This window comes from Sanguibacter gelidistatuariae, assembly GCF_900096585.1.
Taxonomy (GTDB): Bacteria; Actinomycetota; Actinomycetes; order Actinomycetales; family Cellulomonadaceae; genus Sanguibacter; species Sanguibacter gelidistatuariae.
Window position 1 is genome coordinate 29,557 of sequence record NZ_FMYH01000012.1, and the last position, 17,720, is coordinate 47,276.

Consider the following 17,720-nt stretch of genomic DNA (forward strand, 5'->3'; position numbering starts at 1 on the left):
TCGGATGGTGCGAATCAACCCAATGGAGCGGGTTCTCGAAGAGACACGCTGGTCAGTCGCCACAAGACCGTCGTCCCGACGGCGACTCCGACTAGTGGTCCTACGAGCGCTCCGACGACGGTCGACCCCACCACGCTCAGTGGGCTGAGGAGCAGCCAGATGGCCGTCGAACCGGCCGCTGATGCCCAGACGATCCCCATCCATCTGTAGTTGCCGAATGCGATGAGGGCAGCGGACATGAGCTGAAGGAGCGCAAGGATGCACGCGGAGAAAATCAGACCGGCTATCGCTGCGGATGCGACGACGTACTGGGCGCCGAAGGCGATCCGCACTGCCCACGGACCGACGAACCAGGCACCTGCTGCTCCGATGGTGGCGATCGCAACGGTTGCGCAGGCTCCGCGAATGATCCATTGCCGGGCGTTGAGGCCAGGCGCGTCGTCGAGCCGCCAACGAACGATCGCGGGGACGGCAAGTGCCTGAAGAGGGGCGACGAAGAGGAGGGGGACTCGGGAGGCCGTCAGGGCAGCGAACACTGTGCCGCCCTCTGGTCCGAGTGGTCCTCCTGAGAATGCGGCGACCATCGTCGGGTAGCCGGTGATAATGCAGGCGGTGAGGGCGGCCGCGAACATGAGCGACCCAGCCCTGCGAAAGGGAGCACGCCACAATTGCGGCCCACGATGGGGCGGGGGCGGGGTTGACGTATTCCTGCGGGCGTTGCGTGCCCAGCCGAGCCATGCATATGCCCCGACTGCCACGGCGGCAGCTGCGGTCCCGAGGGTGACCCCGACCGTGAGCCAGATGGCAAGGAGAGCCACGAGTCGGACTGAGGCTTCAGTGATCACCAGCGCGCCGTAGCTGCGGATCTTTCCACTCCCGACTAGCAGCCCTCGGACCATGAACTGCATCGAGAAGCCGAGCACTGCGAGAAGCACGAGAAATCCGAGCTTGCTGTGGCTGTCCCCATAGAGACGACCCGCCACCGGAGGTATCAGAGTGACTGCCGCAGCCAAGACTGCGATGATCGAGGCAGCAACCGCAACCTTGCCTATCGGAGCACTGCCACGGATATCGCCTTCTGCAGACTGCCGAGCGGCTTCCTGCTCGATCGTGGAGAGCGAGCTGGCCAGTCCGAACAGAACGCCCCAGTAGGAGACGAATAGGCCAAAGTCGTTCGGGGTGAGCAGTCGGCCGATGATCGCCAGGAGGGCGTATCCGACGATGCTTGAGATTCCGACGGCCACCCCGACGGTGAAGACTTGTGAGCCTCGACGAGCAGACATCATGAGGTGGCGTCGCGTCGTGACCGGAACTTCGCCCGTGCGGCAAGGGCATACCCGCGCAGGACTCCCGAACCGAAGAGGATTGCGAAGGCCGGCGTCATGGCAGCGGCGGCACCGACCTCGCGTCGTGTTCCGCCCGAAGCGCTGACCGCGACGGGGATCGCAGCCCATGCCGCAAGCAGGCAAGGTATGCCGACTGAGGGCTTCGCCACGGTGAAGGCGATAAGCGCAACACCTCCGACCGATGCCCCGACGAGAGCAGGTCCCAGTACGCGGGACTGGCCGAGGTAGCTGTCGACGAAGGTAGTGCCGCGAAAGTATGCCTGCTTTCGAAGGCCCCCGACGCCTGTCTTGCCGTGATAATCGAAGGAGAACTGCGGAGAGAGCCAGATGCGCCGTTCGCCAGCGGCCTGACGCAGCAGCCGTGTGTCGTCGCTCGAGAGCCGCTGCTGGTCGAACAGAGACTCGAAGGCCCCGGCCAGTTCCAGAAAGTAGTCGCGTTCGAGCAGCAACGCGGTGGTGCCTTTGGGGAACTGGTCAAAGTCGTCCGCGCCGAAGGACACGACCCGCGGATTGCTCATGTAGCGCCGCCAACCGACCTTGGTCAACCCGGACCAGAACGCGGCGACCGGGTTGCCTCGCGTCTCGATGTCGACATGACCGCACCACACGCTGGCGTCCGGGTACGTGTCCCAGCTGTCGGCCATCCATCGGAGCGAGTCGGTGCCGACGATGACGCGCGCGTCGAGGAGGAGCAGGTGAGAACGGATGGCCGTCTGCGCGCCTGTCACTCTGGCGGCCATTCGGCCCGCGTTGGTCTGGCTCACGCGCCGCACCCTCGGGTCGATGGCGAGCTCGTCGATCACCTGAGCTGTGGAGTCAGTGCTTCCGTCATCGACGACAACGATGTCGAGGTCGATCCCTGCGGTCTCTCCAGCAGCAAGTACCGCGGCGACAGAACGCCGAATCCACGCCTCCTCGTTGTAGACCGGGATGACGACGCTGAGCGCGGTGAGGCCACGGCGCAGGTCTGCGGTGGGCTCGGGTGGGGTCTTCACCCCAACAGGGTAGCCGTCGAAGGCGAGACGAAGGCGTGCCGGAAGGCCCAGAAGGCGTGTGATGTACCTGTAGGCTAGCCCGGAATCTGGGAGGACTCGCACGCATGATCGCCTTCATCGTCGGCACGACGGCCGAACTCATCAAGATTGCCCCTGTCTACCACGAACTAGTTGCGCGTGGACGCTCTGCGGAGATCTGGTACACGGGGCAGCATGTCAATGAACTCCCTGGCGTGCTCGGTGACCTAGACCTCCCCGCTCCCGCGATCTGGCTCGTTCCTGAGCGGGGTGCCAAGAACCTCGCGCGGACCGCCCAGGTGCCAGGTTGGGTGCTGCGACTCTTCCGAACGGTTCTGTCCCAGAGATCCGAGCTGCGCGCTCGGCTCAGGTCAGATAGCGGGACTCCGATCGTTCTTGTCCATGGGGACACGTTCACGACGCTCTTTGGGTCGATCATCGGAAGAATTCTCCGAGCCAAGGTCGGGCACATCGAAGCGGGGCTGCGTAGTGGCCACCTTCTCCACCCCTTCCCTGAAGAGATCAACCGCAAGGTCACGGCGCGGCTCGCCTATATGCACTTTGCGCCTGGCGAGATCGAGGCGCGGAACCTCTCCCGTCGACGGCGGGTCGTGGTGACCGGTGGAAATACGGTCATCGACTCAGTGCGTCTCGCGCTGAGCAAGCGCGCGGAGAACCCTGTAGCCGGTCTTCCGGACCAGTACGGTGTGGCCACGCTCCATCGATTCGAACTCGTCCGTGACAAGCAGATGTATGAGTCCGCGCTCAGAGTTCTCAAGGATGCATCGAAACGGATGCCGATCGTCTACTTCGCCGGCGAGTCTGAGAAGGCTCGGCTGGCCGAGTACGGACTCGAATCGATCTTCGACGAGCAGTTTCTGTTGCGCGACAAGTTGCGCTACGTGGAGTTCCTCCCTGTTCTTTCAGGAGCGCGTTTTGTCGTGACAGATAGCGGTGGGGTTCAGGAAGAATGCGCACACCTGGGGATCCCGTGCGCTGTGCACAGGGTCAAGACCGAACGGCATCAAGGGATCGGTCACAACGTCATGCTCACGGGCATGGACACTGACCGCCTGGCCAATTTCCTCGAGAATGTTGACGATTACAGGTCGCGCGACACCGCTGATGCTGCCCGCCCGAGCGCTGTCATAGTCGACGTGCTGGAGAAACTCGCGTGAGGAGGAGCCTGGCACACGCGATCGTGGCAGCCTGCTGGCTCGAGGAAGGCTGGAGCTGTGGCTGACGGCTCTTCTCCCCCCAAAGTCCTAGTGATCCTGCCCGCATGGAACGAGCAGGAGGCGCTTCCGAGCGTGCTTGATGACCTCATGCTGACCCTGCCGTCGGTGGATGTTCTTGTCGTGAACGATGGCTCGACCGATGCCACGAGCAAGGTCGCCAGGCGCGGCCGGGCGATGGTGCTGGACCTTCCCCTTAACCTCGGCGTCGGTGGGGCGATGCGAGCCGGCTACAAGTTCGCTCGGGCGAAGGGCTACGACATCGCTGTGCAGTTGGATGCTGATGGTCAGCATGACCCCCGCGAGGTGCCCGTTCTTATCGCATCCATGCGCAACGAGGATGCAGATGTGGTCATCGGAGCTCGATTCACGGGTGAGGGGAAGTATTCTGTCCGCGGACCGCGACGATGGGCCATGCACGTGCTCTCGGTCGTCCTCTCGAGAGTCGCGGGGACCAAACTCACCGACACGACATCCGGATTCAAGGCGTCCAACCGTCGCGCCATCGAGTTGTTCGCTCGAGAGTACCCAGCCGAATACCTGGGTGACACGGTCGAGTCGCTTGTCATTTCCGCACGCTCTGGCCTGAAGATCCGTCAGGTCGGGGTGTCTATGCGTCCCCGTGCAGGCGGCACGCCATCTCACAACCCCGTCAAGGCGGGGTTCTTCCTGGCTCGGGCTGTGCTTGCGTTGCTTATTGCCCTGACCCGTCCCGTCGTTACTCGGACCGAGGAATTATGACGCTCAACTTCTTGGCGCTGGCGACGTGTGTTGTCGTGGTCGCGTTCCTCGTCATGCTGTTGCGCACCCGGCGCATCAAGGAAAAGTACGCTGCGGCATGGTTGCTGTTGGCCACCGCCGTCTGTGTCGTGGCAGCCTTCCCACGGGCCCTCGCATGGCTCGCGAGTATCACAGGTGTCAGCACACCATCCAACCTGCTCTTCGCGGCAGCACTCGCGGTGCTGTTCGGAGTGTGCATCCAACTGAGCGTAGAGCTGTCGACTGCGGAAGAGGAGACCCGGACGCTCGCGGAGGAGATCGCGATGCTGCGGCTCGACTTCGAGCGGCTCGGAGCGGATCCGTCATGGCCAGAAATGGGACACATCCCTGAGAAAGAAGACTGATCCATGGACATGGACAAGGCCAGCTCGGGGCACAACCGATTGATCGGTGGAGACGCCTCAGATATCCGAATAGCACACGCCCATCGCAAGTCTCGTCGAGGTCTACCACGACCGTCCTGGCGGGAGGTGCTTGCCCTCGGGTTCTTTGTGGTGTTCCTGGCTGCATGGGCGGTCGCCTCACCGGTCGCCTCCAGCCCGGACGAGGACTTCCACCTGGCAAGCATCTGGTGCGCCCAGGGTGATCGCGACCTGGCTTGCAAAGTCTCCGACGACGGCGCGGTGTACGAGATTCCTCCGGCGGTGCGGCATGCGCCCTGTTTCGCTTTCCATCCTGAGATTCCGGGGTCGTGCCAGGTGACGACGAACGTTCGGGAGGATGACGTCTTCGTGGCCACCGACCGTGGGAACTTTGGCGCTCACGCCGGCGAGTACCCCGGTGAGTTCTACTCGATGATGAGCCTCTTCGTCGGACCCGACGTCGCACGCTCGGTCATCGTCATGCGGCTCGTCAACGTCCTCATCATGGCTTCGATGGTTGCAGTCACGTACGCGGCGTCTTCGCTGCGCGCCCGCCGGGCACTGGTCGCCACCGTGGGCACGACCTTGATCCCGTTGGGCGCCTTCATCGTCCCTTCGATCAACCCGAGCAGTTGGGCAGTCATCTCGGCGGCGACCCTCCTATTCGCTGTTTCTGGATTCATGGTCGCGCGTGAACGGGGTCGCATGATCACTTTGGGGACCGTAGCTGTGATTGCACTTGGCCTTGGCGCGGGAGCCCGCGCGGATGCGGCCGCTTACGCAATCATCGCGATCGGTGCTGCGACGGTGACGGCTATGTCGACCATGGCGTCGCCATGGAACCGCCGGACGTTGGGTCGGTTGGTCCTTCCTGTCTGCCTGGCCGTAGTCGCAGGGGTCAGCTACCTCACCGCTGGTCAGGCCTCGGCCGCGGGACAGTCAGCCGGGCGTGGGCCGTCAGAGTTCTTGTTCGTGTCGTTGGACACGTTGAGCCTTTGGGTGGGGTCGTTCGGCCTTAGCCCGCTCGGATGGTTCGATACGCCGCTCCCCTCAGTCGTCTGGGTGCCCGTAGCCGCTGTCTTCTTTGCCGTCATCTTTGTTGCCATGTCGGCCGTAGGTCGGTGGCGCGGCGCCATGGTTGCTTTCGTTGCTCTGAGTGCGTTTGTTCTCCCGACCTATATCCAGGCGAGTGCCGTAGAGCCGATCGGCAGCGTCCAGCCGCGCTACATCTATCCCTTGTTGATCGTGCTCATGGCGGTGGCCACCCTGAGCACCGAGCAGCGGGAGTTTGTCCTGAGTCCTGTTCAACGGTGGATCATCGTTGGGGTGCTCAGTGCGGCCAACAGCGTTGCGCTCTACGAGACGCTCAGGCGTTTTGTGACAGGCACGAGCGTGAGGCAGCTCCGATTGGCCCCGGGCGACTGGTGGTGGTCGAGCGTCCCCTTCTCGTCCGAGATGGTCTGGGCTGCAGGGTCCACCGGGTTCTTCGTTGCACTTGCCCTTGCGTCGCGTGTGCTAGTCCGTCGGGTCAGTGCGGAAGATCCCATGGCTGGTGTGGAGACAGAGACCGCTTCGCGAACTGAGTCTGATCGGAGTTCTTTTGCGTGTCCTGCTTGATGCCACGGCAGTTCCCGCGGACCGTGGCGGCGTGGGGCGATACGTCGACGAGATTGCTCCTGAGATCGCCCTAACTGGTGTTCATCTCGCGATGGTTGTCCAGAGTCGAGATGTTGACCACTACACGCGGCTTGTGCCTGAGGCGACGATCATCGCTGCGCCTGCCTGGGTTGTAAAACGGCCACTGAGGATGGTGTGGGAACAGATCGGACTGCCCGCTCTGATTCGGCGAGTCAGGCCGGACGTCCTGCACAGCCCGCACTACACCCTTCCACTGTTCGCGGGTGTACCCGTTGTCGTCACCCTGCATGATGCGACGTTCTTCACTACACCTGAGCTGCACCTGAGCTCGAAGGCGGTGTTCTTCCGCACAGCTATCCGGGTCGCGAGCCGCCGCGCGGCAGGTCTGGTCACCCCGTCCAAGGCGACCCGTGACGAGGTCGTCCGGCTGGTCGGGGCGAAGCCGGAGAAGTTCGCCGTGGCCTATCACGGCGTCGATCACGCGATGTTCCATCCGGCGAGCCAGGCCGAACAGGACCGGGTCCGGGCCACGCTGGACATCACCGAGACGACATACGTCGGATTCCTGGGAACGCTCGAACCGCGCAAGAACGTCCCCGCGCTCATCCGCGCGTGGGTGCGTGCCTGCGCGGGCCGCACCGAGCCTCCCGCGCTGGTGCTGGCCGGGGGGAGAGGGTGGGACGCCGCGATCGACGACGCCGTCGCCGCTGTCCCCGCTGGGCTCACCGTCCGAGTTCCCGGCTACCTCCCGTTGGCGGATCTCCCGGCGTTCCTCGGCGGATCGATCGTGCTCGCGTACCCGAGTCTGGGCGAGGGGTTCGGCCTGCCGGTCTTGGAGGCCATGGCCTGCGGCACGGCCGTGCTTACCACCCGTGAGCTTTCGCTGCCGGAGGTGGGCGGCGATGCCGTCGCCTACTGCGGGACCGATGAGGCGTCGATCGCATCGGAGCTCGCGGCCCTGCTCGAGGACCCCGTTCGTCGAGCCTATCTGGCGGAAGTGGCGGTCGAACGCGCAGCCACGTTCACCTGGGCCCAGGCGGCGCGCGACCATGTCGCGGCCTACGAGGCAGCCCTGCGGGCAGGCTGACAGCCTGCCCGCAGGTGTGCGCCCTTCACCCGTGCGCGAGCGTGATCAGCGTGCGGAGGCGCGCAGCGCCTCGAGGCGCGCGGTGACCTGCTCGAGCGTCGGCAGCAGACCGGTAGCGGCCGCCTCGCTCAGGCTGGGGGCCGCGAGGTCCTTCTCGGAGAGCAGGGGCGTGAGGGCCGAGCCGTCGCGGGCCGTCGTCGGCCAGTCGATGGCGACCTCGGGGTCGAGGGGGTGGATGCCGTGCTCGCGCCCGGGGGAGTAGCCCGTCGAGCACAGGTACATCACGGTCGAGTCGTCCTCGAGCGAGAGGAAGGCGTGCCCGAGGCCTTCGCCGAGGTAGATGGCGCGGCGGTCGGTGTCGTCGAGGACCACGGAGTCCCACGCGCCGAAGGTCGGCGAGCCAACCCGGATGTCGACCACGACGTCGAGTACTGCGCCCTTGGGGCAGGTGACGTACTTGGCCTGGCCGGGAGGGGTGTCGGCGAAGTGGATCCCCCGAAGCACACCGGCCGCGGAGACCGACATGTTCGCCTGCTGCAGGTCGAGCGGGTGCCCGAGCGACTCCTCGAACTTTCCGGCCTTGAACCACTCGAGAAAGACGCCACGGGGATCTCCGAACTGCTTCGGGGTGATCTCCCAGGCTCCAGGCACAGACAGTTCGCGATACTCCATAGGACGTCTCCTTCTTGCGACAGGTGGCGAACTGACATCCGCCGTGACCAAGGACCGAGTCTAGTGGCGTCCACTAAGATCTACCGTGGCGAGGGCATACATTCGCCTTCCCAGTCGACAGGTAGAGGGAGACTCGTGCGCTGGTTGGTCGTTGGTGCGAATGGAATGCTCGGTCAGGATCTTGTCTCCATGCTCAAGGAGCGTGGTCAAGACGTCGACGCAGCCGACCGCGCGGAGCTGGACATCACGGATGCGGCGAGTGCTGCTTCGGGTGTTGTGGGATACGACGTCGTGGTGAACTGCGCTGCATGGACTGCGGTGGATGATGCCGAGACCCAGGAAGGGTCCGCCTTCACGGTGAACGCCGTCGGGCCGGCGAACCTCGCCTCCGCCGCTCGCGCCGCGGGTGCTCGCTTGGTCCAGATCTCCACGGACTATGTCTTCGCCGGCGATGCATCGACCCCATACGCAGAGGATGCACCGTTCGCGCCGAAGTCCGCCTACGGCCGGACCAAGGGCGCTGGTGAGTGGGCGGTCCGCGCCAACACCGACGACTACCTCATCGTCCGGACCGCGTGGCTGTACGGCGCGAAGGGGAACTGCTTCCCCAAGACCATGGTCAAGCTCCTCGCCGACCGCGACTCGCTCACCGTCGTCGACGACCAGGTCGGCCAGCCCACCTGGACGGTCGACCTCGCGGACCTCGTGGTTCGCTTGGTCGAGGCCGAGGCGCCGTCCGGGACCTACCACGGCACGTCGTCAGGTCAGACCTCCTGGTTCGGCTTCGCGCGCGCTTGCGTGACTGCAGCTGGATTCGACCCAGAGAGGATCGCGCCGACGACGAGCGAAGCATTCGTCCGCCCGGCGCCGCGACCGGCCTACTCTGTCCTGGCCCACGACTCGCTCACGGCCATCGGCGTCGTGCCGATCGGCGACTGGGAGGAGCGCTGGGCTTCCTCGGCACCAAGCGTGCTCTCGGTGCCCTGACCTGAGTCTCGCTCCATCAGTCCCGGGTTCAAGAAACGTGTGGACACCAGCGGCACCACGATGCCCGGGTACCAATACCTACGCACCTGATCTGTAGGATGGCAGAAAATCCGAGGGCAATTCAGGGGAGCATTCGTGAGGTCAAGTGGCGGAGAAGCCAACGATTGGACGCAACTGGCCGACGAAGGTGATCTCACTACGTCGCACGTCACGCCAGTCCGGTCGAAGGGTCGTCGGACACCAGACGGGTGCCTGCTCCTGCGGGATGCACATTCGACCTACAGTGACGGTGTAGAGGATCGGCTCTACGACCTCCTGATGGAGCAGGACGACCTGCGGTCGACCAACTCGCATCTTGCGACGCTCGCCGACGGGATGGTCGAGGAATATCACCTCGATCCTGCGCGTGCCAACATCGTCCGAGGTCTCGACATCCCGGCGGATGCACGTGTGCTGGAGATCGGTGCGGGCCTCGGAGCCGTGACGCGCTATCTGGGCGAGCGGGCTGCGGTCGTCGATGCGATCGAGCCGTCCTTCGCTCGTGCTCGTGTCGCACGGGCTCGCACCCGCGACCTTCCAGGCGTCGAGATCCTCGTCGGCGAGCACTCTGATGTGCCCGACGAACCGGTCTACGACGTGATCGTTGTCGTCGGCGTGCTCGAGTACACCGGTGCTGGAACGTCCAGCCCCGAGCCCTACGTGGACTTTCTTGCCAAACTGGGCCGATGCCTGCGCCCAGGGGGGACCCTCGCAGTCGCCATCGAGAACAAGATCGGGGTGAAGTACCTGGTCGGTGCGCCCGAGGACCACACCGACGTGCTCTTCGACTCGATCGAAGACTACCCGGCCGGGTCGCGGGCAAGGACATTCGCGCGGCGCGAACTGGAACAGCTCTTTGTGGCGGCTGGACTCATCCCCGAGGTGAGGATCGCCTTCCCCGACTACAAGATCACCCGCGCCGTCATGGATGCGGACGCGCTGACTGGCGAGGCGCCGGAGCTTCTGTGCTCGCTCCCGACGTTCCCGAGCCGGGATATGTACACGCAGCGGCCGCCCCTCGCCGACGAGGGACGCGTCTGGCGCACACTGGTCCAGGCGGGACTCGGCGCGGAGACGGGGAACTCCTTCCTCGTGCTGGCGGGCAAGGGAGGGCCACAGACCCTGTGGCCCGACGATCTTGCCGCCGTGTACTACTCCCAAGGGCGACGCGAGGCCTACTCCTTCGAGAAGAAGGTGCTCCGCGACGAAGACGGGTTGAAGATCGTGCGTGCTCGGATCGGTGACGCCGACGAGTCCATGGTCTTTCAGTTCACTGAGGCGACCGAACGCCTCATCCCGGGCTCCACGGTCCAGGATGCTGCTGTCGGTGCGACGGGGGTCGAGACCGTAGCCCTCCTTCAGGCGTGGCGCACTGCGTTGACCACTCGGTTCGGTGGCCTCTCGGTGCTGCCGGTCGACCTCATCCCGGGGAACTTCATCGTTCGCGCGGACGGCAGCCTCGAATCCTTTGATCAGGAGTGGAACGCACAGGGCTGGGAGCTTGAGCGGGTGGTGCGCCGTGGTGTTTTCTGGTTCGCCGCAAAGCTGGTCCGAGCGACACCTCGGAGCCGGTGGGCGTCCTGCACGACGGTTCGTGACGTCATGGTCAGCCTTGGGCTAGCTGCGGACCTGGATCCGGCAGGCGAATGGATCGACTCCGCTGTTGCCGAGGAAGCAGAATTCCTAGCCGAGGTGCGACAGCTCGGCGACGGCGAGTCCATCACTGACGCCGCCGACCGCATCGCCGCCGATCTGCGGTCGCTGGTAGCGGATCAGCTCGAATCCCTGGCATTCGGTGAGCGTCTCACGGACATCCTCGACAAGGTGCGCGGCTACCTCGCGGTCTCCGAGGAGAGCGTTGCCTATCTGCTCACTGAGAAGGAACGTCTCTCCGCAGAGAAGGACCACCTCTCCGAGTTTGCCGCCCGTGAAGAGAGCGCGAAGGACGCAGCTGTGGCATCAACGGTCCAGACCGCAGAGAAGCTCCGGTCCTCGGAGGCGCTCAAAGCGCACTTCCATGCCCAGCTCGTGGCGACCGACAGACTCGCGCAGAGCGAGCGAGCCAGGGCAGAGGCTGCTGCGTCCGAGTTGGCGGGTGTGCGGGGTTCACGTGTATACCGCGCCGTTCAGCTCTACTTCAGGGCGGTAGAGAAGGCAGCGCCAGCAGGCACTTTGCGTCGGAGGCTCTACTCAAAGTCGGGCAACGCTGCAGGGCTTGGCCTGCGGAAGCTACGACCGACCCCCATGCCAGTCGTCGCACCGATCGTGATTCCGCTCGACGCCGCGCCGCGCGTGTCCATCATCGTCCCTGTCCACGGAAAGTGGGACTACACAGAGCGGTGCCTGCGTGCGATCGCGGCGACTGCCGGCGACATCGCCTTCGAGGTGATCGTTGTAGACGATGCATCCCCGGACGAGACTGCCGAGCGACTGTCAGCCATACAAGGTGTGCACGTCGTAACGATGCCGGAGAACGTCGGATTCGTCGGAGCCTGCAACGCCGGAATCGCCGAGGCGCGCGGTGAGTTCGTAGTACTGCTCAACAACGACACCCGGGTGAACCCGTTGTGGCTCATCCCGCTCGTCGAGACACTTGAGGAGCCGGGGGTCGGCCTTGTCGGTTCCCGTCTCGTCTACCCGGACGGCCGACTCCAGGAGGCGGGTGGGATCGTCTTCTCGGACGGCTCAGGATGGAACTATGGAAAGTTCTGCGACCCCGAGGACCCTGCCTTCACCTACCGACGTGATGTCGACTATTGCTCGGGCGCGAGCATCATCATCCGCAAGTCCACGCTCGACGCGGTGGGGAATCTCGACACTCGTTTCGCTCCCGCCTACTACGATGACACCGATCTCGCCTTCTCCGTGCGCGAGTTGGGCCTTCGGGTCGTGTACGAGCCCCGATCGCTAGTGGTGCACGACGAGGGCATCTCCAACGGGACCGACGAGACCAGCGGGATCAAGGCCTACCAGGCCATCAACAAGGAGAAATTCGTCGACAAGTGGCGCCACCGCCTCGTTGATCATTGTGCACCCGATGCGGCAAACGTCCCGTTCGCAGTCCGGCGACGCAACGGCGAGCGTATCGTCGTCGTGATCGATCACTATGTCCCTCGCCCGGATGAGGACTCCGGGTCGGTCCGGATGATGGGGATCCTGCGTACGTTGCGCCAACTCGGCTACTCCGTGATCTTCGTCCCGGATAACAAGTTCCGCACCGAGCCTTGGACGGGCATCCTCGGACGGATGGGTGTTGAGGTGTTCTACGGTCACGGCGACTTCCCCGGCCTGCTCCGGGACCTCGCGGAGCACATCGAGACGGTGATGGTCTCCCGGGTCACTGTCGCCTGGAACTACGCGTTCATGCTTCGCACGGTGCTTCCTGACGTGCCGATGGTCTTCGACACTGTCGACCTGCACTACCTGCGTGAGGAACGTGCTGCTGAGCTTGCCGGACAGGACACGCTATCGCCCCGGGCACTGACGCTGAAGTCACTCGAACTGGCGATCGCCGAGAGCGCTGACACCACCGTCGTGGTGTCAACGTTCGAGCAGGAGCTACTTGGACAGGTTCAGCCGGGCAGCGTAGTCAAGGTGCTCCCGAATGTTCACGTGCGTGAGGTCTTTTCACCGACAGTCGACGGGCGGGCGGGGCTCCTGTTCGTGGGAAGCTTCGCCCACCATCCGAACGCCGACGGTCTCCGGTGGTTGTTCAGCGAGATTTTGCCGCTGGTCGAGAAGCGTGTTCCGGGTGTTCCCGTCAAGATCGTCGGGCGCTCTCCGGACGCGGATCTTGTAGCCTCCGCCCCGACCAATGTCGAGTTCCTCGGGTGGGTCGAAGACCTGACGCCACTGTACGACAGTGCCAGAGTGGCGCTGGCCCCGCTGCGTTACGGCGCAGGGGTCAAGGGCAAGATTGGCGAGGCGATGGTCCACGGTGTCCCCGTCGTGATGACTCCCGTCGGTGCCGAGGGTATGCAGATCAGCCATCTTCGGGACGCCTGGGTGGCGCAGGATGCACCGACGTTCGCCGCCGGGATCGTCGAGCTTCTCACCGATGACGAGATGTGGTCCTCGCTGTCAAAGATCGGCGCCGAGCACATCAACGACATCTTCGGTCCGGAGAAGTTCGCCGAGATGCTGCGCGACATCGTTTCGCGAGGCTGATTGCTGAAGGACGATGGGGCTGCCATCCGATGCGGATGGCAGCCCCATCGTCCTGACGATCGGTGCTCTCAGGGAATGGATCAGCTGTTCTCGAGCAGCCCGAGCAGGTACGTCCCGTACCCGGACTTGATGAGCTTGTCAGCCCGCTCACGCAGCTCGTTGTCGCTCAGGAAGCCCTGGCGCCAAGCGAGTTCCTCCGGCGCGCCGACCTTGAGGCCTTGGCGGTGCTCGATCGTCCTGACGTAGTCCGACGCCTCGATGAGGGAGTCGAAGGTCCCGGTGTCCAGCCAGGCCGTCCCGCGGGGGAGGACCTCTACCTGCAGGCGACCCTGTTCGAGGTAGATCCGGTTCACGTCGGTGATCTCGTACTCCCCGCGCGCCGAAGGCTCGAGGTCGCGGGCGATGTGCACCACGTCGTTGTCATAGAAGTACAGCCCGGGAACTGCGAAGTTGCTCTTGGGGTTGGCAGGCTTCTCCTCGAGGGAGAGCGCGATGCCGTTCTTGTCGAACTCCACGACCCCGTAGGAGGTCGGGTCCGCGACGCGGTAGGCGAAGACGGCGCCGCCCTCGATGTCCTTGAAGCGGGCCAGGCGCGAGCCGAGACCGGGGCCGTAGAAGATGTTGTCGCCCAGCACGAGCGCAACCTTCTCGTCACCGATGAAGTCGGCGCCGAGCACGAACGCCTGCGCGAGCCCGTTGGGCTCGGCCTGGACGGTGTACTCGATCGAGATGCCGAACTGGCTGCCGTCGCCTAGGAGGCGGTGGAACTGCTCGGCGTCGTGCGGGGTCGTGATGATGAGGACCTCGCGGATACCTGCCGCGATGAGGGTTGACAAGGGGTAGTAGATCATCGGCTTGTCATAGACCGGGACGAGCTGCTTGCTCACGCCGAGGGTGATCGGGTGGAGACGAGTGCCGGAGCCGCCGGCCAGGATTATTCCGCGCATAGGTCAACAGTGTGCCCTATGCGCCTGACCGGGACCTAAGTCAGTGTGGGCTGGCGTGCGCACAGGAACGGCTAGCGCCGCGCCCCGCGCACCTCGACCGTCTCGCGCGCCCACAGCCCCGCGCTGATGGCTGCGCGGAGCGGAGCCTGGTACCAGCGTGAGTACCGCCGGTGCAGGTACTGCTCGGCGCTCGCGTGGTGGGCCCGGATCATCAGCTCGGGCTTGGACTTCCAGGACACCCCCTGCACATGCGTGACGCGCGCCGCCGGCACGTAGAGGTTGAGCCAGCCCGCGTCCCGCAGGCGCTCACCGAGGTCGAGGTCCTCGAAGAACATGAAATAGCTCTCGTCGAAGCCGCCCATCTCCTCGAGCGCCGTGCGGCGCAGCACGAGGCACGCGCCGGAGAGCCAGCCGGCTGGGCGCTCCTGGGTGCTTGCGTGCTCGTGCTCGCGGCGATACTCACGCGACCACGGGTTATTCGCCCAGACGCGGCCGAACAGGGCATGCCCCACGCCCTGTCGCAGCGACGGGATCGCGCGCGCGGAGGGGTAGACGGTGCCGTCGGTGTTGAGCAGGGCTGGGCCGAGCGACCCGGCTCGGGGCTCGGCCTCGCCCGCCTCGAGGAGGACGTCGAGCGAACCCGGCTCCCACACCAGGTCGGGGTTGGCGACGACGGCCCACTCGGACGCGCTCGTCGCGAGCCCGACGTTCGCGCCGCCGCCGTACCCGAGGTTCCCGCCACTTGGCAGCACCCGTCCGCCGAGAGAGGCCGCCACTTCGTTGGCCACCGCTGAGGGGCCGCCGTTATTGACGAAGACGAGGTCGATCGGTCGGCGCGACGCGGTGGCCAGCGAACGGCCGAAGTCGCGCAGCTCGTCACCGGGGTTGAAGACCACGCACACCACGAGGACGGGGTGCTCGGGTGCGGAGGGCGGGTGCGGAGGTGTTGTCATGGTGGAACAAGGTTATCCACTGGTACCTGAGAGCGATGTCGTTTCGCGGTCGCCGCGATGTGGCGCGGGACATACCGGGGACCTATGGCACACGAGATCTGCTCAACATTGGGTAGGTTGTGGCGGAGTCGGATCGAACGAAGGAACGTACAGTGCAGCTCTCAGTCATCGGTTGTGGTTACCTCGGCGCGGTGCACGCCGCCTGCATGGTCTCCCTCGGGCACGAGGTCGTCGGGATCGATGTGGACCCCGACAAGATCAAGGCGCTCGCCAACGGCGACGCCCCGTTCTTCGAACCTGGCCTGCCCGAGCTGCTGCGCACAGCCATGGGCACGGGGCGACTGTCCTTCTCGACCGACATCGCCGACGCCCACGGAGCGCAGGTCCACTTCGTGTGCGTGGGGACGCCGCAGAAGGCCGGCAGCAACGCCGCAGACCTCACCTACGTCGATGCGTCCGTGACCTCGTTGATCCCGCACCTGCGCGCCGGCGACCTCGTGGTCGGCAAGTCGACCGTCCCCGTAGGGACCGCCGCGCGACTCGCCGCGCAGATCGCGGCTGAGACGCCCGGTGCGATGCTCGCCTGGAACCCAGAGTTCTTGCGGGAGGGATACGCAGTCCAGGACACCCTGACGCCGGACCGCTTCGTCTACGGCGTCCCCGAGGACGGCTCGGCCGCAACGGCGCTGCTCGACACGGTGTACGCGCAGGCGCTCGCGGCGGGCACCCCGCGCATCGTCACCGACTACGCGACCGCCGAGCTTGTCAAGGTCGCTGCCAACTCCTTCCTCGCGACGAAGATCTCCTTCATCAATGCCATGGCCGAGCTGTGCGAGGTGACCGGGGCAGACGTCACCGAACTTGCCGACGCGATCGGCCTTGACGAGCGGATCGGGCGCAGGTTCCTCAATGCGGGTCTGGGCTTCGGGGGCGGGTGCTTGCCCAAGGACATCCGGGCATTCATGGCTCGTGCGGACGAGCTCGGAGCCGACCAGGCCGTAGGGTTCTTGCGCGAGGTCGACGCAATCAATACTCGGCGCCGGGTCAGGATGGTCGACCTCGCTCGCGAGGTGAACGGCGGGAGCGTCGAGGGCAAGCGCATCGCGGTGCTGGGCGTCACCTTCAAGCCGAACAGTGACGACGTCCGAGACTCGCCGGCCCTGGACGTGGCAGCTCAGCTTGCGCGGCTCGGTGCACACGTAATGATCACGGACCCTGAGGGGATTGACAACGCCCGACGCCGTCACCCACACCTCACATATGTCTCGACCGTCGCGGAGGCGACTGCTGGTGCTGACGCCGTCCTGCTCCTCACCGAGTGGCGAGAGTACCGCGACCTGGATCCCGCGGTCCTGACGAAGTTTGTAAGTTCGCGGACGATCTTGGATGGGCGGAACGCTCTTGACCCGGCCGTTTGGCGCGCAGCGGGCTGGTCCTATCGCGCGCTAGGGCGCCAATAGCGACCGAGACCAATAGTTTGACGTCAGCCCTCGCGATCTGGGCAGGCGGCCGGGATGGTCGTGGCGAGCGTCACGCCACTTGCTAGGCGAGCCCGCTCTGAGGAGGGCATAGATGAAGTTGTAGATCGCTTCATGGTTGGCCGTGGCGCGCCAGGGGCAGGGGAATAACGCTCCGTGTCACCAGGGGGGTGCTCGCCTCGACAAGCAACCAGACTGCGATCTGAAGCGGCATCCGTGACTTGCTTTGGCCCGCCAGCACTCGAGCCGGCAGTTCCTCGACTCCGGCGACCATCCCACCTGTCGGCGGACATGGTTACGCCCGGCCAAAAGGCCCGCTGCGACCAACCAACACCCGGCGTCTTCGTCGAATTGTGCGGGGCTTCACAACCGACCAGCGCCTCCGGGTCGAAATGAGTCGCGATCGCGCAACGATCCCCCAGGCTTTGAGGCCAGGGACCTCCACCCGCTCAGAGATCGTCAGTATTCTGCGTTTCACGCTCGAGCCCTTCGCCGACCAGCGCTGCCACCACGCGAGGGACTGGCCCTCAGTTCGGGTGCCCATCGTCACTTGGTAGGTCAGGCAGGTGTGTCTATGGGTCGAATAGTCCCGCCCCTCGTCGGGAGCGCTCCTGCTTGAACGCTTCTTGGCCTCACCCAACCCTGACACGTAGGGAGACGACGTGCCCGTGCCCCGAGGTAGTGGGTGAAGGACGATCCGCAGCAGCGTTGACCTCAACATCCGTGCTGAGGTGCCGATGGACAAGTGACGGACGTCGTTTCGGATGTGCGGTAGTGAACAACGGAGAGGCAGTAGCAATGCGAAAGTACGCAGTTGTAGCAGGGGCGGTCGGAAGTGCGATGCTCATCGGAGCAAGCGTGCCGGCCTTCGCATTTGAGATTCCCGCGAGTGCCGTCCATGCAGTGGCCTCGGCCGTGATCGTTGAGCCGACGGTTGTCAAGAACACGCCGTTGAGCACGCGCTTCAGCGAGAAGAGCTTCACTGAGGAGTCTGGTTCGAAGGGGCACCACGAGTA

General features: G+C 64.9%; 13 protein-coding genes. 8 read left to right on the forward strand and 5 right to left on the reverse strand.

Annotation, left to right across the window (positions count from 1 at the left end; all coding sequences use genetic code 11):
- Positions 1-14 precede the first annotated feature (14 nt).
- Entirely contained in the window at positions 15-1,244 is a 1,230-nt protein-coding gene (locus BLQ50_RS17890; protein ID WP_139185872.1) for a lipopolysaccharide biosynthesis protein, read from the reverse strand.
- 38 nt (positions 1,245-1,282) lie between these two features.
- On the reverse strand, positions 1,283-2,341 hold the full coding sequence (locus BLQ50_RS17895) for a glycosyltransferase family 2 protein (RefSeq protein WP_175559192.1): 1,059 nt from the start codon (positions 2,339-2,341) through the stop codon (positions 1,283-1,285).
- 104 nt (positions 2,342-2,445) lie between these two features.
- Between BLQ50_RS17895 and BLQ50_RS17900 the strand changes: the two genes are divergently transcribed.
- The 5 genes from BLQ50_RS17900 to BLQ50_RS17920 are packed head-to-tail and all read left to right on the forward strand — an operon-like array spanning position 2,446 to position 7,461.
- Complete coding sequence (locus BLQ50_RS17900; RefSeq protein ID WP_093186804.1) at positions 2,446-3,537, forward strand: UDP-N-acetylglucosamine 2-epimerase; 1,092 nt, start codon at positions 2,446-2,448, stop codon at positions 3,535-3,537.
- A gap of 57 nt (positions 3,538-3,594) precedes the next feature.
- Positions 3,595-4,335, forward strand: coding sequence for a glycosyltransferase family 2 protein (locus BLQ50_RS17905; protein WP_093186806.1), 741 nt, complete (start codon positions 3,595-3,597; stop codon positions 4,333-4,335).
- Positions 4,332-4,718 carry a DUF2304 domain-containing protein gene (locus tag BLQ50_RS17910; RefSeq protein WP_093186809.1) on the forward strand — a complete coding sequence of 129 codons (387 nt, stop codon included), beginning with the start codon at positions 4,332-4,334 and terminating at the stop codon, positions 4,716-4,718. The genes BLQ50_RS17905 and BLQ50_RS17910 overlap by 4 nt, the downstream gene beginning before the upstream one ends.
- Before the next feature lie 3 nt (positions 4,719-4,721).
- The gene (locus tag BLQ50_RS17915) at positions 4,722-6,353 is read left to right on the forward strand and encodes a DUF2142 domain-containing protein (RefSeq protein ID WP_093186811.1); all 1,632 of its coding nucleotides are present in this window, start codon (positions 4,722-4,724) and stop codon (positions 6,351-6,353) included.
- A 31-nt stretch (positions 6,354-6,384) separates the two neighbouring features.
- Entirely contained in the window at positions 6,385-7,461 is a 1,077-nt protein-coding gene (locus tag BLQ50_RS17920; protein ID WP_245701359.1) for a glycosyltransferase family 4 protein, read from the forward strand.
- A 45-nt stretch (positions 7,462-7,506) separates the two neighbouring features.
- On the opposite strand, the gene BLQ50_RS17925 is transcribed toward BLQ50_RS17920, so the two are convergent.
- Entirely contained in the window at positions 7,507-8,133 is a 627-nt protein-coding gene (locus BLQ50_RS17925) for a dTDP-4-dehydrorhamnose 3,5-epimerase family protein (RefSeq protein ID WP_093186817.1), read from the reverse strand.
- 135 nt (positions 8,134-8,268) lie between these two features.
- Between BLQ50_RS17925 and rfbD the strand changes: the two genes are divergently transcribed.
- Entirely contained in the window at positions 8,269-9,120 is an 852-nt protein-coding gene (rfbD, locus tag BLQ50_RS17930; RefSeq protein WP_093186819.1) for a dTDP-4-dehydrorhamnose reductase, read from the forward strand.
- Between the two features lie 135 nt (positions 9,121-9,255).
- Complete coding sequence (locus BLQ50_RS17935) at positions 9,256-13,326, forward strand: glycosyltransferase (protein WP_139185873.1); 4,071 nt, start codon at positions 9,256-9,258, stop codon at positions 13,324-13,326.
- Positions 13,327-13,406: 80 nt separating this feature from the next.
- On the opposite strand, the gene rfbA is transcribed toward BLQ50_RS17935, so the two are convergent.
- Together rfbA and BLQ50_RS17945 are read right to left on the reverse strand one after the other, a co-directional pair.
- On the reverse strand, positions 13,407-14,273 hold the full coding sequence (gene rfbA / locus BLQ50_RS17940; protein WP_093186826.1) for a glucose-1-phosphate thymidylyltransferase RfbA: 867 nt from the start codon (positions 14,271-14,273) through the stop codon (positions 13,407-13,409).
- Between the two features lie 71 nt (positions 14,274-14,344).
- Complete coding sequence (locus tag BLQ50_RS17945; RefSeq protein WP_093186829.1) at positions 14,345-15,226, reverse strand: glycosyltransferase; 882 nt, start codon at positions 15,224-15,226, stop codon at positions 14,345-14,347.
- 152 nt (positions 15,227-15,378) lie between these two features.
- On the opposite strand from BLQ50_RS17945, the gene BLQ50_RS17950 reads away from it, so the two are divergent.
- Entirely contained in the window at positions 15,379-16,686 is a 1,308-nt protein-coding gene (locus tag BLQ50_RS17950) for a UDP-glucose dehydrogenase family protein (protein WP_093186831.1), read from the forward strand.
- Positions 16,687-17,720: the final 1,034 nt, after the last annotated feature.

Bases quoted from the DNA above. Each gene is read 5' to 3' on its own strand.
- BLQ50_RS17945 (WP_093186829.1), bottom strand. From the start codon at position 15,226: ATGACAACACCTCCGCACCCGCCCTCCGCACCCGAGCACCCCGTCCTC.
- BLQ50_RS17915 (WP_093186811.1), top strand. From the start codon at position 4,722: ATGGACATGGACAAGGCCAGCTCGGGGCACAACCGATTGATCGGTGGA.
- BLQ50_RS17910 (WP_093186809.1), top strand. From the start codon at position 4,332: ATGACGCTCAACTTCTTGGCGCTGGCGACGTGTGTTGTCGTGGTCGCG.
- BLQ50_RS17900 (WP_093186804.1), top strand. From the start codon at position 2,446: ATGATCGCCTTCATCGTCGGCACGACGGCCGAACTCATCAAGATTGCC.
- rfbA (WP_093186826.1), bottom strand. From the start codon at position 14,273: ATGCGCGGAATAATCCTGGCCGGCGGCTCCGGCACTCGTCTCCACCCG.
- BLQ50_RS17925 (WP_093186817.1), bottom strand. From the start codon at position 8,133: ATGGAGTATCGCGAACTGTCTGTGCCTGGAGCCTGGGAGATCACCCCG.